Source organism: Pseudomonas sp. AAC (genome assembly GCF_000725445.1).
Taxonomy (GTDB): Bacteria; Pseudomonadota; Gammaproteobacteria; order Pseudomonadales; family Pseudomonadaceae; genus Pseudomonas; species Pseudomonas citronellolis.
Genome location: NZ_KL647096.1, coordinates 293,324 through 309,561, shown reverse-complemented (window position 1 = coordinate 309,561; position 16,238 = coordinate 293,324). Strand labels below are relative to the sequence as shown.

The window sequence follows — 16,238 nt, the reverse complement described above, 5'->3', positions numbered from 1 at the left end:
CGATGAAGAAACTGGCGAACATCTTCAACCTGGGCATCAAGGAATTCCGCAGCCTCGGCCGCGACTACGCGATGCTGATCCTGATCGCCTGGGCCTTCACCCTGGGCGTCTACAGCTCCGCCACCGGCGTGCCGGAAACCCTGCACCACGCGCCCATCGCGGTGGTCGACGAGGACCAGTCGCAGCTCTCCTCGCGCATCGTCAACGCCTTCCAGGCCCCGTACTTCCGCACGCCGGAAATGATCGGTCACGCGCAGATGGACCGCGGCATGGACACCGGCCTGTACACCTTCACCCTGGACATCCCGCCGGACTTCCAGCGCGACGTGCTGGCCGGCCGCCAGCCGGCGGTGCAGGTCAACGTCGACGCCACCCAGACCGCCCAGGCCTTCTCCGGCGCCGGCTACATCCAGAACATCATCGCCACCGAGGTGCGCGAGTTCGTCAGCCGCTACCGCAGCGAGCCGGGCATGCCGGCGGAGCTGGCGGTACGCATGGAGTTCAACCCGAACCTGACCCAGGCTTGGTTCGGCGCGGTGATGGAGGTGATCAACCAGATCACCATGCTGTCGATCATCCTCACCGGCGCGGCGCTGATCCGTGAGCGCGAGCACGGCACCGTCGAGCACCTGCTGGTGATGCCGCTGACCGCCTTCGAGATCATGCTGGCCAAGGTCTGGTCGATGGGCGTGGTGGTGCTGGCGGCGGCCGCGCTGTCGCTGCAGCTGGTGGTGCGCGGCTGGCTGGACGTGCCGATCAGCGGGTCGGTGGGGCTGTTCCTGCTGGGCGCGGCGCTGCACCTGTTCGCCACCACCTCGATGGGCATCTTCCTCGGCACGGTGGCGCGCTCGATGCCGCAGCTGGGGCTGTTGGTGATCCTCACGCTGATGCCGCTGCAGATCCTCTCCGGCGGCACCACGCCGCGCGAGAGCATGCCGGAGCTGGTGCAGAACATCATGCTGTTCGCCCCGACCACGCACTTCGTCAGCCTGGCCCAGGCCATCCTGTTCCGCGGCGCCGGGCTGGCCATCGTCTGGCCGCAGTTGTTGGCGATCATTGGCATTGGCGCGGCGTTTTTCTGTGGGGCGTTGTGGCGGTTCCGCAGGACTATTTCGCAGATGGCTTGATGTATTACTTGTAGGAGCGAGCTTGCTCGCGAATGGTGGTTGCCGGTTGGCGCGGTGTATTGGATGGACTCCGTAACCCTCTCCCCAGCCCTCTCCCTGAAGGGAGAGGGGGCTAGTCCGTGCCGAGAGAAGTAATGGTTTCAGCCGGAACCTGCCGGGCTAACCGGCTAACTCCAAAACACCCACCTCTGCCCAACGGTCCCCTCTCCCTTCAGGGAGAGGGTTAGGGAGAGGGTGCTCTTCGGGATGAACACCAAGCGGTCACCGGCAAACACTGTTCGCGAGCAAGAACTAGGCGTCCCCCTCGCTCCTACGAAGAGCGTCAGTGGCTCAGCGCTTGGCCAACCCAAGAATGATCTTCCACTGCTCCTCGCTCACCGGCATCACCGACAAACGGCTGCCGCGCTGCACCAGGGCCAGCTCCTCCAGCCCAGCAGCGGCGCGGATGGCAGCCAGCGGCAGCACTTCCCTGAACGCCTCCACGAAGCTCACGTCCCGCGCGCTCCAGGGGTTCTTCTCGGCGCTGGCCTTGGCGTCGTGGTAGGGGCTCTGCGGGTCCAGCGCCGTGGGATCGGGGTAGGCCTCGCCCTCGATGCGGGCGATGCCGGCCACGCCCGGCTGCGGGCAGCTGGAGTGGTAGAAGAAGAACAGGTCGCCGGGCTGCATGCTGCGCACGAAGTTGCGCGCCTGATAGTTGCGCACGCCGTCCCAGCGCGCCTTGCCCAGGCGCTGCAGGTCATGGATCGACAGTTCGTCGGGTTCGGATTTCATCAGCCAGTGCGGCATGATCCTTGCTCCAGTTTCGCCGTTTTTGTGGGAAGCGACTGACTCCGACGACTGGACCAGGCATGGAATTGCGAGACGCTTTCCATTGTCGGAGAATGCCGCCGTTTTCAGCTTGGCACGCGCCGGACGGACCAAAAACCACCGCCGGCCATCGTTGACAGTTTGCCTGGAAGGGGGAGGCAATCGATGAAGCGTAAGCCCGATCTGTTGTGGGTGCTGGTGATTCTTTTCGGCCTGGGCGTTGTCACCACCGGTTACACCCAGAGCCTGTGGGATCGCCAGGGCGAGGTCCCGGCCCAGGTGACCAAACAGCCCTGATCCACCCCGCCTGGCGCCGCAGGGAACGCGGCGCCTAGGCGAGCGCGCCGTACCAGCCGGCGTCGCTGACGATGCCCTGCAGCGGCACATCCCAACTGGCCAGGTCCAGCCTGTCCACCTTCTGGCATTCGTGCGCCAGGCCCAAAAGTGTCGGTTTGCGCCAGATTTTGCGCCTGCCCAGGTACGCCAGGGTGCGGTCGTAGAAACCCTTGCCCATCCCCAGGCGCCCACCCCGTTCGTCGAAACCCACCAGCGGCAGCAGCACCAGGTCCAGCGCCCAGGGCTCGCGTTGGCGGCCACGGTCCGGCAACGGCTCGGCGATGCCGTAGCGGTTTTTCCGCCAGCGCTCGCCGTTGCCGACGCGCTGGAAGGTCATGTGGGTGTGCGGCCAGCGGCTGAGCACCGGCAGGTAGGTGGCCTTGCCGCGTTTCTGCGCGGCCTCGAGCAGCGGGCGCGGGTCGATCTCGCCGTCGGCGGGCAGGTACAGGGCGATGTGGCGGGCGCGGCGGAACAGCGGGTGTTGCGCCATGCGGCGCTGCAGGTCGCGGGCGGCCTGGCGTTGCTGTTGCGCGGTAAGCTTGCGGCGGGCCTGGCGCAGCAGACGGCGCAGGGCGGCGCGGGAAAGGTCTTGGGCGTGGATCATGGTAGGAGGAAAGCTCCCCGGACATGCCGCTGTCGGGTTAGCCCTTGAACCCGAAAGTTCAAGGTGGCGGTTGCAGTAGGCTTTAAGGCTTTCCGTCGTGCGGACATGCACACCAGCCCAACTGGCAACCTCCGTTGTTGCGATTATCGGCTCAGGGACATCACCGACTGGCCAACACACCAGGGAGCGTGGCCAGTATACCCCAGGGTTTTCTCCGGGGTCAGTCTTCCCGCCCGGGCTGATCGGTGGTAAGGGCGCGGTCCACGCGCTCGAGCAGTTCGCGCACGCGTTCGCGGGTGCTGCTGTGCTCGTTGTCCATGCGCTCCTGCTTGTGCAGCAGGTCGTGGGTGATGTTCAGCGCGGCCATCACGGCGACGCGGTCGGCGCCGATGACCTTCCCGCTCGAGCGGATCTCGCGCATCTTGCTGTCCAGGTAGCGCGCGGCGCTTTCCAGGTTGACGCGCTCCTCGGCGGGGCAGGTGATGCAGTATTCCTTGTCGAGAATCTGCACGTTCAGGGTGTTCGTCTGGCTCATGAGTCCTGCTCCAGGGCTTTCAGGCGCAAAATCATCGCTTCGACCTTGTGGCGCGCCAATTCGTTCTTCTCGATCAGATGAGCGCGCTCTTCGCGCCAACTTTTCTCGTTGGCCCGCAGCAGCCGGTTCTCCGCCTTGAGCTGTTCCAGGCGCTGGAGCAGGAGGTCGAATTTGGCGATCAGCGTTTGCAGGTCGGCGTCTTCCATGGGCTCTCGCTTGGGCAAGGGGATGACCGGAAACTATACAAGGTACGGCACCGCACGGGGCTGCCCGACATGCCGTCGCATGGTCTGAGCGCGCCCGGCGGTGCTAGGATAGCCACTCTCATTCTATGCATAGCGCCTGGTGGCGCCTAGCGTCGATATTCAGGTCCCGCGCATGTCCACAGTAAATTCCGCCTACACCGCTTTCGCCAACCTGCTCGCCGAGGCGGCCCTGCCGATCTCCCCGGCGGAACTGCACGGCCACCTGCTCGGGCGCGTCTGCGCCGGCGCCGGCTTCGACCAGGGCGAGTGGCTGCAGGCCGCTTCCGAACTGCTCGGCGGCGAACTCAGCGAACGCCTGCAGGCGGCCCTGGGCGGCCTGCTGGGCATGGTCCAGCAGGACCTGAGCGCCGGCGAGATGGCCGTGGTGCTGATGCTGCCCAACGACGACGCCCCGCTGGCCGAGCGCGCCCAGGCCCTGGGCCAGTGGTGCCAGGGTTTCCTCGCCGGTTTCGGCCTGGCGCTGCGCCAGGCCGGCCTGTCCGACGAGGCCGACGAAGTGCTCCAGGACATCGCCGCCATCGCCCAGGTCCAGGGCCAGCTGGAAGAGTCCGAGGATGGCGAGACGGACTACATGGAAGTCCAGGAATACCTGCGGGTCGCCCCGCTGCTGCTGTTCTCCGAATTCGGCAAGGTGCCGGCGCCGGCCGACAAACCCTCCCTGCACTGAGGTAGCTGCATGATCCGTATCGCCAAACCGGAATACGCCCGTCGGCGCAAGGCGCTGATGGCGCAGATGGAGCCCAACAGCATCGCCATCCTGCCCGCGGCGCCGATGTACATCCGCAACCGCGACGTCGAGCACGTCTACCGCCAGGACAGCGACTTCCAGTACCTCACCGGTTTCCCCGAGCCGGAAGCGGTGATGGTGCTGATCCCCGGCCGCGAGCACGGCGAATACGTATTGTTCTGCCGCGAGCGCGACCCCGAGCGCGAGCTGTGGGATGGCCTGCGCGCCGGCCAGGACGGTGCGATCAAGGACTTCGGCGCCGACGATGCCTTCCCCATCGGCGACATCGACGACATCCTCCCCGGTCTGATCGAGGGCCGCGACCGCGTCTACTACGCGCTGGGCGCCAACCCCGAGTTCGACCGCCGGCTGATGGACTGGATCAACGTGATCCGCTCCAAGGCCCGCCAGGGCGCGCAGCCGCCGAACGAGTTCGTCGCCCTCGACCACCTGCTGCACGACCTGCGCCTGTACAAGAGCGCCGGCGAAGTGAAGGTGATGCGCTACGCCGCCGAGGTTTCCTGCGGCGCCCATATCCGCGCCATGCAGGCCTGCCGGCCGGGGCTCTACGAATACCACCTGGAGGCGGAGCTGGAATACGCCTTCCGCCTGGGCGGGGCGAAGATGCCGGCCTACGGCTCGATCGTCGCCGCCGGGCGCAACGCCTGCATCCTGCACTACCGGGAGAACGACGCGCAGATCAAGGACGGCGACCTGATCCTGATCGACGCTGGCTGCGAGATCGACTGCTACGCCAGCGACATCACCCGCACCTTCCCGGCCAACGGCGTGTTCAGCCCCGAGCAGAAGGCCATCTACGAGCTGGTGCTGGAAGCCAACATGGCCGCCTTCGACTACATCGCCCCCGGCCGCCACTGGAACGAAGCCCACGAGGCCACCGTGCGCGTCATCACCGCCGGCCTGGTGAAGCTCGGCCTGCTCAAGGGCGACGTCGACGAACTGATCGCCAGCGAAGCCTACAAGGCCTTCTACATGCACCGCGCCGGCCACTGGCTGGGTATGGACGTGCACGACGTCGGCGAGTACCGCGTCGGCGGCGAATGGCGCGTGCTGGAGCCGGGCATGTCGATGACCGTCGAGCCGGGCATCTACATCGCGCCGGACAACACCGACGTGCCGAAGAAATGGCGCGGCATCGGCGTGCGCATCGAGGACGACGTGGTGGTGACCAGGAGCGGCTGCGAAGTGCTGACCAACGGCGTGCCCAAGACCGTCGCCGCCATCGAGGCGCTGATGGCCGAAGCCAAGGCCCGGGCGGCCTGAGATGCAGCGCGCGAACCTGGCGATCATCGGCGGCGGCCTGGTCGGCGCCAGCCTGGCGCTGATCCTGCAGGCCGGCGCCCGCGAGCGCGGCTGGCGCATCGTGCTCATCGAGCCGTTCGCCCCCGGCGACGCCTACCAGCCCAGCTATGACGCCCGTTCCTCTGCGCTGTCCTTCGGCAGCCGGCAGATCTACGAACGCCTCGGCCTGTGGCAGCGCATCGCCCAGCGCGGCGAGCCGATCAGCCAGATCCACGTGTCCGACCGCGGGCGCTTCGGCTCCGCGCGCCTGACCGCAATGGAGGAGGGTGTGCCGGCGCTGGGCTACGTGGTGGAGAACGCCTGGCTCGGCCAGTGCCTGTGGCAGGCCCTGGACCACGAAGTGGTGAGCTGGCGCTGCCCGGCCGAAGTGCGCTGTATGCAGGCGCTGGACGACGGCTACCGGCTGACCCTGGACGACGACTCGATCCTGGACTGCGACCTCGCCGTGCTCGCCGACGGCGGCCGCTCCGGCCTGCGCGAGCAGCTGGGCATCGGCGTGCGCGAGGCGCCCTACGGGCAGACCGCGCTGATCGCCAACGTCAGCCCCAGCGAGGAACACCGCGGCCAGGCCTTCGAACGCTTCACCGAACAGGGGCCCATGGCCCTGCTGCCGCTGCCGGACAACCGCTGCGCGCTGGTCTGGACGCGCCCGCCGCGCGACGCCGAGCGCCTGCGCGAGCTGCCCGAGCGGCAGTTCCTCGACGAGCTGCAGGCGGCCTTCGGCTACCGCCTGGGCGGCTTCCGCCAGGTTGGCGCGCGCTACTGCTACCCGCTGACCCTCAGCGAGGCCGAGGAACAGGTGCGCCCGCACCTGGTGGTGCTGGGCAATGCCGCCCACAGCCTGCACCCCATCGCCGGCCAGGGCTTCAACCTGTCGCTGCGCGATGCCCAGGCCCTGGCCGACCAGTTGCTCGGCGCCGACGCCGCGCCCGGCGACTTCGCCGTGCTGCAGCGCTACCTGGAAGGCCAGCGCCTGGACCAGCAGATGACCGTCGGCTTCTCCGACCGCGTCACCCGCCTGTTCTCCAACGCCCAGCCGGTGCTGGCCACCGGGCGCAACCTGGGCCTGCTCGGCCTCGACCTGCTGCCGCCGGCCAAGCGCTGGTTCGCCCGCCAGGCCATGGGCCTGGGCGCGCGGCCGGTCTAGGGAGCGGCGATGTCCTCAGGCAAGATGGCCCGCCGTGCCCGCCTGCTGCGCTTCGGCCTCAACCTCTACCCGCCCTACATCGGCGCCGGCGTGCGGGTGCGCCACATCGCCCCGGACTTCCGCGAGGTGCGGGTGAAGATGGTGCTGTCCTGGTTCAACCGCAACTACGTCGGCACCCAGTTCGGCGGCAGCCTGTACAGCATGACCGACCCCTTCTTCATGCTCATGCTGATGGAGAACCTGGGGCGCGACTACATCGTCTGGGACAAGGCCGCCAACATCGAATTCATCACCCCGGGCAAGGGGCCGGTGTACGCCGAGTTCCGCATCGACCAGCAGCTGCTGGACGAAGTCCGGGCGCAGACCGCCGACGGCGGCAAGTACCTGCCCAAGCTGCACGCCGAGGTGCGCGACGGCGAGGGCACGCTGGTCGCGCGGGTGCAGAAGACCCTCTACATCAGGCTCAAGCCGCGCCTGCGCAAGGCCGGCTGACGACATGGAAAAAGGAATGCAGATGCACGCGGATCTGGTGATTGTCGGGGCGGGGATGGTCGGCAGCGCGCTGGCCCTGGCGTTGCAGGGCAGCGGCCTGGAAATCCTGCTGCTCGACGGCTCGCCGCTGAGCGTGAAGCCCTTCGACCGCGCGGCGCGCTTCGAGCCGCGGGTCAGCGCCCTGTCCGAGGCCAGCCGGCGCATCCTCCAGCGCCTGCACGCCTGGGACGGCATCCTCGCGCGGCGCGCCGAGCCCTATCGCGAGATGCACGTGTGGGACGGCTCCGGCACCGGCCAGGTGCACTTCAGCGCGGCCAGCGTGCACGCCGAGGTGCTCGGCCACATCGTCGAGAACCGCGTGGTGCAGGACGCCCTGCTGGAGCGCCTGCACGACACCACCCTCGGCCTGCTGCCCGGCGCGCGCCTGGAGCAGCTGCGCCACTCCGGCGACGACTGGTTGCTGACCCTGGCCGACGGCCGGCAGATCCGCACGCCGCTGGTGGTCGCCGCCGACGGCGCCAACTCCGCCGTGCGCCGCCTGGCCGGCTGCGCCACCCGCGAGTGGGACTACCTGCACCACGCCATCGTCACCAGCGTGCGCTGCGAAAAACCGCACCAGGCCACCGCCTGGCAGCGCTTCACCGACGATGGCCCGCTGGCCTTCCTGCCGCTGTCCCGCGAGGGCGACAGGCACTGGTGCTCGATCGTCTGGTCGACCACCCCGGAGCAGGCCGAACGCCTGATGGCGCTGGACGACGACGGCTTCCGCGAAGCCCTCGGCGGGGCCTTCGAGCATTGCCTGGGCGGCATCGAGCAGGTCGACCCGCGCCTGTGCATCCCGCTGCGCCAGCGCCACGCCAAGCGCTACGTGGAGCCGGGCCTGGCGCTGATCGGCGATGCTGCGCACACCATCCACCCGCTGGCCGGGCAGGGCGTCAACCTGGGCTTCCTCGACGCCGCGGTGCTGGCCGAGGTGCTGATGCACGCCCACGCCCGTGGCGAGCGCATCGCCGACGAGCGCGTGCTGAGCCGTTTCGAGCGCCGGCGGATGCCGCACAACCTGGCGATGATGGCGGCGATGGAAGGCTTCCAGCGCCTGTTCCAGGCCGACCCGCTGCCGGTGCGCTGGCTGCGCAACGCCGGCCTGCGCCTGGTCGACCGCCACCACGAGGCCAAGGGCCTGTTCGTCCGCCAGGCCCTGGGGCTCTCCGGCGACCTGCCGACGCTGGCGCGGGTCTGAGGCGCCGCGACGCCGTGTCGCGGCGCGGTGAAACACCCGGTCACAAAGGTCGGCTCCGGGGCTAAATGAGGTTCCTTATCATCTGGAACCTCATTTCGCTACCCAGGAGCCGCCAGCATGTCGGTACGCAAAGGCCTTCTCGCTTCCCTCGCCCTCGCCGCACTGGCCGGCCCCGCCCAGGCCGCCGACGAGGTGGTGGTCTACTCCTCGCGCATCGACGAGCTGATCAAGCCGGTGTTCGACGCCTACACCAAGAAAACCGGCGTGCAGGTCAAGTTCATCACCGACAAGGAAGCGCCGCTGATGGCGCGGATCAAGGCCGAGGGCGCCAACACCCCGGCCGACCTGCTGCTCACCGTGGACGCCGGCAACCTCTGGCAGGCCGAGAAGATGGGCATCCTGCAGCCGTTCGATTCGCCGACCCTCGACGCCAACATTCCCCCGCAGTACCGCTCCGGCACCGACAGCTGGACCGGCCTGTCGCTGCGCGCGCGGACCATCGCCTACTCCACCCAGCGGGTGAAGCCGGAGGAGCTGAGCACCTACGAGGCCCTGGCCGACAAGCAGTGGGAAGGCCGCCTGTGCCTGCGCACGGCGAAGAAGGTCTACAACCAGTCGCTGACCGCCACCCTGATCGAGACCCACGGCGGGCAGAAGACCGAGCAGATCCTCAAGGGCTGGGTGGGCAACCTGGCCACCGACGTGTTCTCCGACGACACCGCGCTGCTCCAGGCCATCGCCGCCGGCCAGTGTGACGTCGGTATCGTCAACACCTACTACTACGGGCGCCTGCACAAGCAGAAGCCGGACCTGCCGGTGAAGCTGTTCTGGCCGAACCAGGGCGACCGCGGCGTGCACGTCAACCTCTCGGGCATCGGCCTGACCAGGCACGCGCCGCACCCCGAGCAGGCCAAGGCCTTGGTGGAGTGGATGACCGGCCCCGACGCCCAGGCGCTGTTCGCCTCGCTGAACCAGGAGTTCCCGGCCAACCCGAAGGTCGCGCCCTCGGAGGAAGTGGCGGCCTGGGGCAGCTTCAAGGCCGACAGCATCCCGGTGGAAGTCGCCGGCAAGCGCCAGGCCGAAGCCATCAAGCTGATGGACCGGGCCGGTTGGAATTGACCAGGAGCCGGAAGCCGGAAGCTGGAGGCTGGAGGTCGGCGTGGACCTGGCTCCCAGCTTCCGGCTTCTAGCTTCCAGCTAATCACTTATGCGCTGGTACCCCATCACCTTCTCCATCGCCGCCCTGGTGGCGTTGCCGCTCGTCGTGCTGGCGCTGAGCTGGGGCGAGGTCGACATGGAGATCTGGGCGCACCTGTGGGACACCCAGCTGCCGCGCCTGCTGGGCAACAGCCTGGTGCTGGTGTTCGGCGTCGGCATCGGCGTGACCCTGCTGGGCACCAGCCTGGCCTGGCTCACCGCGCTCTGCGAGTTCCCCGGGCGGCGCTGGCTGGACTGGGCGCTGATGCTGCCCTTCGCCATCCCGGCCTACGTGCTGGCGTTCGTCTTCGTCGGCCTGCTGGACTTCGCCGGGCCCTTGCAGACGCTGCTGCGCGAATGGTTCGGCAGCGGCCTGCGGCTGCCCCGGGTGCGTTCCACCGGCGGGGTGATCCTGGTCCTGGTGCTGGTCTTCTACCCCTACGTCTACCTGCTGGCGCGCGGCGCCTTCCTGGCCCAGGGCCGCGGCCTCACCGAGGCGGCGCGGGTGCTCGGGCTGTCGCCCTGGCAGGCCTTCTGGCGCGTGGCGCTGCCCATGGCGCGGCCGGCCATCGGCGCCGGCCTGGCCCTGGCGATCATGGAGACACTGGCCGACTTCGGCGCCGTCTCGGTGTTCAACTTCGACACCTTCACCACCGCCATCTACAAGACCTGGTACGGCTTCTACAGCCTGTCCAGCGCCACCCAGCTGGCCAGCCTGCTGCTGCTCGGGGTGTTCCTGGTGGTGCTCGGCGAGCGCCACAGTCGCGGCCGCGTCGTGGCCAGCAGCGAGAAGCCGCGCACCGCGCCGCTGTACCGCCTGCGCGGGTTCAAGGCGTTCGCCGCCAGCGCCTGGTGCGGCCTGGTGTTCGCCTGCGCCTTCGCCATTCCCCTGGCGCAGTTGCTGGCCTGGTGCTGGCAGCGTGGCCGCTTCGACCTCGACGAACGCTACTGGGGCCTGCTCTGGCACAGCCTTGGCCTGGGCGCCACGGCGGCGGCGCTGTGCGTGGCGGTCGGCCTGCTGCTGGCCTTCGCCCGCCGGCAGACGCCGGCGAGGCCGGTGCGCGCCGCGGTGGGCCTGGCCAACCTCGGCTACGCGGTGCCCGGCTCGGTGCTGGCGGTGGCGATCATGCTGGCCTTCAGCTGGCTGGACAACCACTGGGTGATCCCGCTCTCCAGCGCCCTGGGCGGCGCCGGCAAGCCGTTGCTGCTGGGCAGCCTGGGGGCGTTGCTGCTGGCCTACCTGATCCGCTTCCTGGCGGTGGCCGAGGGCCCGCTGGAAAGCACCCTGATGCGCATCCGCCCGTCCTTCGCCGAGGCTTCGCGCAGCCTCGGCGTGGCGGGGCCGGCGCTGTTCGCCCGCGTCTACCTGCCGCTGCTGGCGCCGGGGCTGATGAGCGCCGCGCTGCTGGTGTTCGTCGACGTATTGAAGGAAATGCCGGCTACCCTGCTGATGCGTCCCTTCGGCTGGGACACCCTGGCCGTGCGCGTCTTCGAGATGACCAGCGAGGGCGAATGGGCCCGCGCCGCGCTGCCGGCGCTGAGCCTGGTGCTGGCCGGGCTGCTGCCGGTGGTGCTGCTGATCCGCCGTTCCGCGGCCAGCGCGGCGGGGCGCGACTCGACCGTCGGCCGAGGTGTCCAGGCACCGGCCTAGCGGCTACAATGCGCCGGTTTCGTGCGGGCCGCCCTCGCGCTCCGCATCCGCCATTCCCGGAAGGAGAACACCCATGGGACAGCGCACCCCGCTCTACGACCTGCATGTCGCCCTCGGCGCGAAAATCGTCGATTTCGGCGGTTGGGACATGCCCCTGCACTATGGTTCGCAGGTCGAAGAGCACCACCAGGTCCGCCGTGACTGCGGCGTGTTCGACGTCTCCCACATGACCGTGGTCGACGTCACCGGCCCGCAGTCCAGGGAATACCTGCAACGCCTGCTCGCCAACGACGTCGAGCGCCTGCAGGTGCCCGGCAAGGCGCTGTACAGCGCCATGCTCAACGAGCGCGGCGGGGTGGTCGACGACCTCATCGTCTACCTGGGCGTGTACGGCTATCGCGTGGTGGTCAACGCCGCCACCCGCGAGAAGGACCTGGCCTGGATGCAGGCCCACACCGAGGGCTTCGAGGTCCAGCTGCAGGCGCGCCCGGACCTGGCCATGCTGGCCGTCCAGGGCCCCAACGCGCGGGACAAGACCGCCGAGCTGGTGAGCCCCTCCCGCGCCACCCTGATCCGCGAACTCAAGCCGTTCCAGGGCAAGGCCGACGGCGACTGGTTCATCGCCCGCACCGGCTATACCGGCGAGGACGGCCTGGAGATCATGCTGCCGGCCGCCGAGGCGCCGGGCTTCCTCAACGAACTGGTCGGCGCCGGCATTTCCCCCGCCGGCCTGGGCGCGCGCGACACCCTGCGCCTGGAAGCCGGGATGAACCTCTACGGCCAAGACATGGACGAAGAGATTTCGCCCCTGGCCGCCAACATGGGCTGGACCATCGCCTGGGAACCGGCCGGGCGCGATTTCATCGGCCGCCAGGCCCTGGAAGCCCAGCGCGCCGCCGGCGACCAGCCGAAGCTGGTCGGCCTGGTGCTGGAGGAGCGCGGCGTGCTGCGCGCCCACCAGGTGGTGCGGGTGGCCGGCATCGGCGAGGGCGAGATCACCAGCGGCAGCTTCTCCCCGACCCTCGGCAAGTCCATCGCCCTGGCCCGCCTGCCGGCGGCCACCGGCGACCGCGCCGAGGTGGAAATCCGTGGCAAGTGGTACCCGGTGCGCGTCGTTCAGCCGAATTTCGTGCGTCATGGCAAGGCCCTGATCTAAATTGCATAGGCGACCCGTCGTCGCCGCTGCCCCGTCCCCGAGGAAAACAAGATGAGCAACATTCCCGCCGACCTGCGTTACGCCGCCAGCCACGAGTGGGCGCGCCTGGAAACCGACGGTACCGTCACCGTGGGCATCTCCGACCATGCCCAGGAAGCCCTGGGCGACGTGGTCTTCGTCGAGCTGCCGGAGCTCGGCAAGCAACTCAACGCTGGTCAGGAAGCCGGCGTGGTGGAATCGGTCAAGGCCGCCTCCGACATCTACGCCCCGGTCGGTGGCGAGGTGATCGCCATCAACGAGGTCCTGGCCGACACCCCCGAGGAAGTCAACAACGACCCCTATGGCTCCTGGTTCTTCAAGCTCAAGCCGAGCAACCCGGCCGAGCTGGACAAGCTGCTCGACGCCGCCGGCTACCAGGCCGCCTGCGACGCGGACGCCTGATCGCCGCGCCGAACCCCCAGGGCCCCGCTCAGTCGGGGCCTTGTTCTTCCCGCCTGGCCTATCCTGTCTTGATCGTGCATTCCCGATCGAGGTCCAGGCCATGTCGAAAAGCCCTTCGCTGTCCCAGCTGAACCAGCCCGATGCCTTCCTGCGCCGCCATCTCGGCCCCGACGAGGCGGAGCGACGGAGCATGCTCGAGGCCCTGGGCGTCGCCAGCCTCGACGACCTGATCGTGCAGACGGTGCCGCCGACCATCCGCCTGAACCGCCCGCTGGAGCTGCCGCCGGCGCTGGACGAGCAGGGCGCCCTGGAGAAGCTCAGGGGCTATGCGCAGCAGAACCAGCTGTGGACCAGCCTGATCGGCACCGGCTACTACGGCACCGTCACGCCCACGGTGATCCTGCGCAACGTGCTGGAGAACCCCGGCTGGTACACCGCCTACACCCCCTACCAGCCAGAGATCGCCCAGGGCCGCCTGGAGGCGCTGCTGAACTTCCAGCAACTGACCATCGACCTCACCGGCCTGGAGCTGGCCAGCGCCTCGTTGCTCGACGAGGCCACCGCCGCCGCCGAGGCCATGGCCCTGGCCAAGCGCGTGGCCAAGGCCAAGAGCAACCTGTTCTTCGTCGACGTGAACTGCCACCCGCAGACCATTTCCGTGGTGCGTACCCGCGCCGAGGCCTTCGGCTTCGACCTGGTGGTGGACGAGTTGGACACGTTGGGCCAGCACACCGTATTTGGCGCGCTGCTGCAGTACCCGGACAGCCGCGGCGAGGTCCGCGACCTGCGCCCGCTGATCGACGCGCTGCACGCCCGGCAGGCCATCGCCTGCGTCGCCGCCGACCTGCTCAGCCTGCTGCTGCTGACGCCGCCGGGCGAACTGGGCGCCGACGTGGTGCTCGGCAGCGCCCAGCGCTTCGGCGTGCCCATGGGCTACGGCGGGCCCCACGCGGCCTTCTTCGCCACCCGCGACGAGTTCAAGCGGGCCATGCCCGGGCGGATCATCGGCGTGTCCCGCGATGCCCGCGGCAACACCGCGCTGCGCATGGCGCTGCAGACCCGCGAGCAGCACATCCGCCGCGAGAAGGCCAACTCCAACGTCTGCACCTCGCAGGTGTTGCTGGCCAACATCGCCAGCCTCTACGCCGTCTACCACGGTCCCGAGGGCCTCAAGCGCATCGCCCAGCGCGTGCACCGGCTCACCGCCATCCTCGCCGCCGGGCTGTTCGCCAAGGGCCTCAAGCGCGTCAATGCGCACTTCTTCGACACCCTGACCCTGGAAGTGGGCGCGCAACAGGCGGCGATCCTCGAACGCGCCCGCGCGGCGCGCTACAACCTGCGCATCGTCGGCGAGGACCGCCTGGGCGTCAGCCTGGACGAAACCTGCAGCGCCGAAACCGTCGCCACGCTGTTCGACATCTTCCTCGGCGCCGGCCACGGCCTGAGCATCGCCGTGCTGGACGCCGGCGACCTTTCCGACGGCATCCCCGGCACCCTGCAGCGCCGCTCCGGCTACCTGGGCCACCCGGTGTTCAACCGCCACCACAGCGAAACCGAGATGCTGCGCTACCTGCGTCAGCTCGAAGGCAAGGACCTGGCGCTGAACCAGGCGATGATCCCGCTGGGCTCCTGCACCATGAAGCTCAACGCCACTAGCGAGATGATCCCCATCACCTGGCCGGAGTTCGCCAACCTGCACCCCTTCGTGCCGCGCGAGCAGGCCGAGGGCTACCGGCTGATGATCGACGAGCTGGAGAGCTGGCTGCGCGCCATCACCGGCTTCGACGCCATCTGCATGCAGCCCAACTCCGGGGCCCAGGGCGAGTACGCCGGGCTGCTGGCCATCCGCAAGTACCACGAGAGCCGCGGCGAGGGGCACCGCAACGTCTGCCTGATCCCGTCCTCGGCCCACGGCACCAACCCGGCCTCGGCAATCATGGCGAGCATGCGCGTGGTGATAGTCGAGTGCGACAAGGGCGGCAACGTCGACCTGGAGGACCTCAAGCTCAAGGCTGCCGAGGCCGGCGCCCAGCTGGCCTGCCTGATGATCACCTACCCCTCGACCCACGGCGTGTACGAGGAGAGCATCCGCGAAATCTGCGGGGTTATCCACAGCCACGGCGGCCAGGTCTACATGGACGGCGCCAACCTCAACGCCCAGGTCGGCCTGGCGCGGCCGGCGGACATCGGCGCCGACGTGTCGCACATGAACCTGCACAAGACCTTCTGCATTCCCCACGGCGGCGGCGGCCCGGGCATGGGCCCGATCGGCGTGAAGAAGCACCTGGCGCCGTTCGTCGCCAACCACCCGGTGATCCGCGTCGAAGGCCCCAACCCGCTGAACGACGCGGTCAGCGCCGCGCCCTGGGGCAGCGCCAGCATCCTGCCGATCAGCTGGATGTACATCGCCATGATGGGCCCGCAGCTGGCCGACGCCACCGAGGTGGCCATCCTCAGCGCCAACTACCTGGCCCAACGCCTGGACGGCGCCTTCCCGGTGCTCTACCGCGGGCGCAACGAGCGCGTGGCCCACGAATGCATCCTCGACCTGCGCCCGCTCAAGGCGCAGACCGGGATCAGCGAGGAGGACGTGGCCAAGCGCCTGATGGACTACGGCTTCCACGCCCCGACCATGTCCTTCCCGGTGCCCGGCACGCTGATGGTGGAGCCCACCGAGAGCGAATCGCTGCACGAGCTGGACCGCTTCGTCGAGGCCATGCTGAGCATCCGCGCGGAAATCGCCAAGGTGGAAACCGGCGAATGGCCGGCCGAGGACAACCCACTCAAGCGCGCCCCACACACCCTGGCCGACGTCACCGGCCCCTGGGAGCGGCCCTACGGCATAGCCGAAGCGGTGACCCCCAGCGAACACACCCGCGCCTTCAAGTACTGGCCGGCGGTGAACCGGGTGGACAACGTGTTCGGCGACCGCAACCTGTTCTGCGCCTGCGTGCCGGTGGACGAGTACCGGGAGTGAGAAAATCCGCGCCTACGAAATGCCGAGCACACTGAGCGGGCCCTGCCCGCGATTCGCGCGCAGGGCGCGCTCCTACAAGGGTGCGGTGTGGAGGCAAACCGTAGGATGGCGTTGAGCGCAGCGATACCCATAGCCGCGGCCGCATGGGTTTCGCAGGCTCGATCCATCCTACGGTCTGGATGAGATCCGCTACGAAATCCCGAGCCCCCTGT

At 68.8% G+C, this 16,238-nt stretch carries 16 protein-coding genes and 1 other RNA gene; 12 read left to right on the top strand and 5 right to left on the bottom strand.

All coding sequences use genetic code 11. The annotated features are described in order from the left end of the window. Positions 1–2: 2 nt before the first annotated feature. Positions 3–1,127 carry an ABC transporter permease gene (locus FG99_RS11255; RefSeq protein WP_043269612.1) on the top strand — a complete coding sequence of 375 codons (1,125 nt, stop codon included), beginning with the start codon at positions 3–5 and terminating at the stop codon, positions 1,125–1,127. 330 nt (positions 1,128–1,457) lie between these two features. Here FG99_RS11255 and FG99_RS11250 read toward each other — a convergent pair whose 3' ends face one another. Continuing rightward, entirely contained in the window at positions 1,458–1,913 is a 456-nt protein-coding gene (locus FG99_RS11250; RefSeq protein ID WP_043269610.1) for an EVE domain-containing protein, read from the bottom strand. Between the two features lie 186 nt (positions 1,914–2,099). Here FG99_RS11250 and FG99_RS32815 point away from each other — a divergent pair, with 186 nt between their 5' ends. Continuing rightward, positions 2,100–2,231, top strand: a complete 132-nt coding sequence (locus tag FG99_RS32815) for a hypothetical protein (protein WP_256204848.1) — start codon at positions 2,100–2,102, stop codon at positions 2,229–2,231. A 34-nt stretch (positions 2,232–2,265) separates the two neighbouring features. On the opposite strand, the gene FG99_RS11245 is transcribed toward FG99_RS32815, so the two are convergent. From FG99_RS11245 to FG99_RS11235, 4 genes are all read right to left on the bottom strand, one after another. Then, positions 2,266–2,874 (bottom strand): 5-formyltetrahydrofolate cyclo-ligase, encoded by a 609-nt coding sequence (locus FG99_RS11245; protein WP_043269608.1) that lies wholly within the window; start codon positions 2,872–2,874, stop codon positions 2,266–2,268. A gap of 10 nt (positions 2,875–2,884) precedes the next feature. Further along, positions 2,885–3,063: non-coding RNA, 6S RNA (ssrS, locus tag FG99_RS31310), on the bottom strand. Positions 3,064–3,094: 31 nt separating this feature from the next. Further along, positions 3,095–3,409, bottom strand: coding sequence for a cell division protein ZapA (locus FG99_RS11240; RefSeq protein ID WP_009615099.1), 315 nt, complete (start codon positions 3,407–3,409; stop codon positions 3,095–3,097). After that, complete coding sequence (locus FG99_RS11235; RefSeq protein ID WP_009615100.1) at positions 3,406–3,615, bottom strand: TIGR02449 family protein; 210 nt, start codon at positions 3,613–3,615, stop codon at positions 3,406–3,408. Before FG99_RS11235 ends, FG99_RS11240 begins: the two co-directional genes overlap by 4 nt. Positions 3,616–3,787: 172 nt before the next feature. On the opposite strand from FG99_RS11235, the gene FG99_RS11230 reads away from it, so the two are divergent. From FG99_RS11230 to gcvP, 10 genes are all read left to right on the top strand, one after another. Continuing rightward, on the top strand, positions 3,788–4,342 hold the full coding sequence (locus FG99_RS11230) for a UPF0149 family protein (RefSeq protein WP_043269606.1): 555 nt from the start codon (positions 3,788–3,790) through the stop codon (positions 4,340–4,342). Positions 4,343–4,351: 9 nt separating this feature from the next. Continuing rightward, positions 4,352–5,686 carry a Xaa-Pro aminopeptidase gene (gene pepP / locus FG99_RS11225; RefSeq protein ID WP_043269605.1) on the top strand — a complete coding sequence of 445 codons (1,335 nt, stop codon included), beginning with the start codon at positions 4,352–4,354 and terminating at the stop codon, positions 5,684–5,686. A gap of 1 nt (position 5,687) precedes the next feature. After that, a complete protein-coding gene (gene ubiH, locus FG99_RS11220; protein ID WP_043269603.1) occupies positions 5,688–6,872 on the top strand; it encodes a 2-octaprenyl-6-methoxyphenyl hydroxylase in 1,185 nt (394 codons plus the stop codon). A gap of 9 nt (positions 6,873–6,881) precedes the next feature. Next, a complete protein-coding gene (locus FG99_RS11215) occupies positions 6,882–7,364 on the top strand; it encodes a DUF4442 domain-containing protein (protein ID WP_043269601.1) in 483 nt (160 codons plus the stop codon). Positions 7,365–7,386: 22 nt separating this feature from the next. After that, positions 7,387–8,604: a 2-octaprenyl-3-methyl-6-methoxy-1,4-benzoquinol hydroxylase gene (locus FG99_RS11210; protein ID WP_081884616.1), complete on the top strand. Its 1,218-nt coding sequence runs from the start codon at positions 7,387–7,389 to the stop codon at positions 8,602–8,604. Between the two features lie 117 nt (positions 8,605–8,721). Further along, complete coding sequence (locus tag FG99_RS11205; RefSeq protein ID WP_043269597.1) at positions 8,722–9,723, top strand: extracellular solute-binding protein; 1,002 nt, start codon at positions 8,722–8,724, stop codon at positions 9,721–9,723. An 88-nt stretch (positions 9,724–9,811) separates the two neighbouring features. Beyond that, on the top strand, positions 9,812–11,452 hold the full coding sequence (locus FG99_RS11200) for an ABC transporter permease (protein ID WP_043269596.1): 1,641 nt from the start codon (positions 9,812–9,814) through the stop codon (positions 11,450–11,452). 73 nt (positions 11,453–11,525) lie between these two features. After that, complete coding sequence (gene gcvT / locus FG99_RS11195; protein WP_043269594.1) at positions 11,526–12,608, top strand: glycine cleavage system aminomethyltransferase GcvT; 1,083 nt, start codon at positions 11,526–11,528, stop codon at positions 12,606–12,608. Between the two features lie 51 nt (positions 12,609–12,659). Next, a complete protein-coding gene (gene gcvH / locus FG99_RS11190; RefSeq protein ID WP_043269592.1) occupies positions 12,660–13,049 on the top strand; it encodes a glycine cleavage system protein GcvH in 390 nt (129 codons plus the stop codon). 100 nt (positions 13,050–13,149) lie between these two features. Next, entirely contained in the window at positions 13,150–16,026 is a 2,877-nt protein-coding gene (gene gcvP / locus FG99_RS11185; RefSeq protein ID WP_043269590.1) for an aminomethyl-transferring glycine dehydrogenase, read from the top strand. Positions 16,027–16,238: the final 212 nt, after the last annotated feature.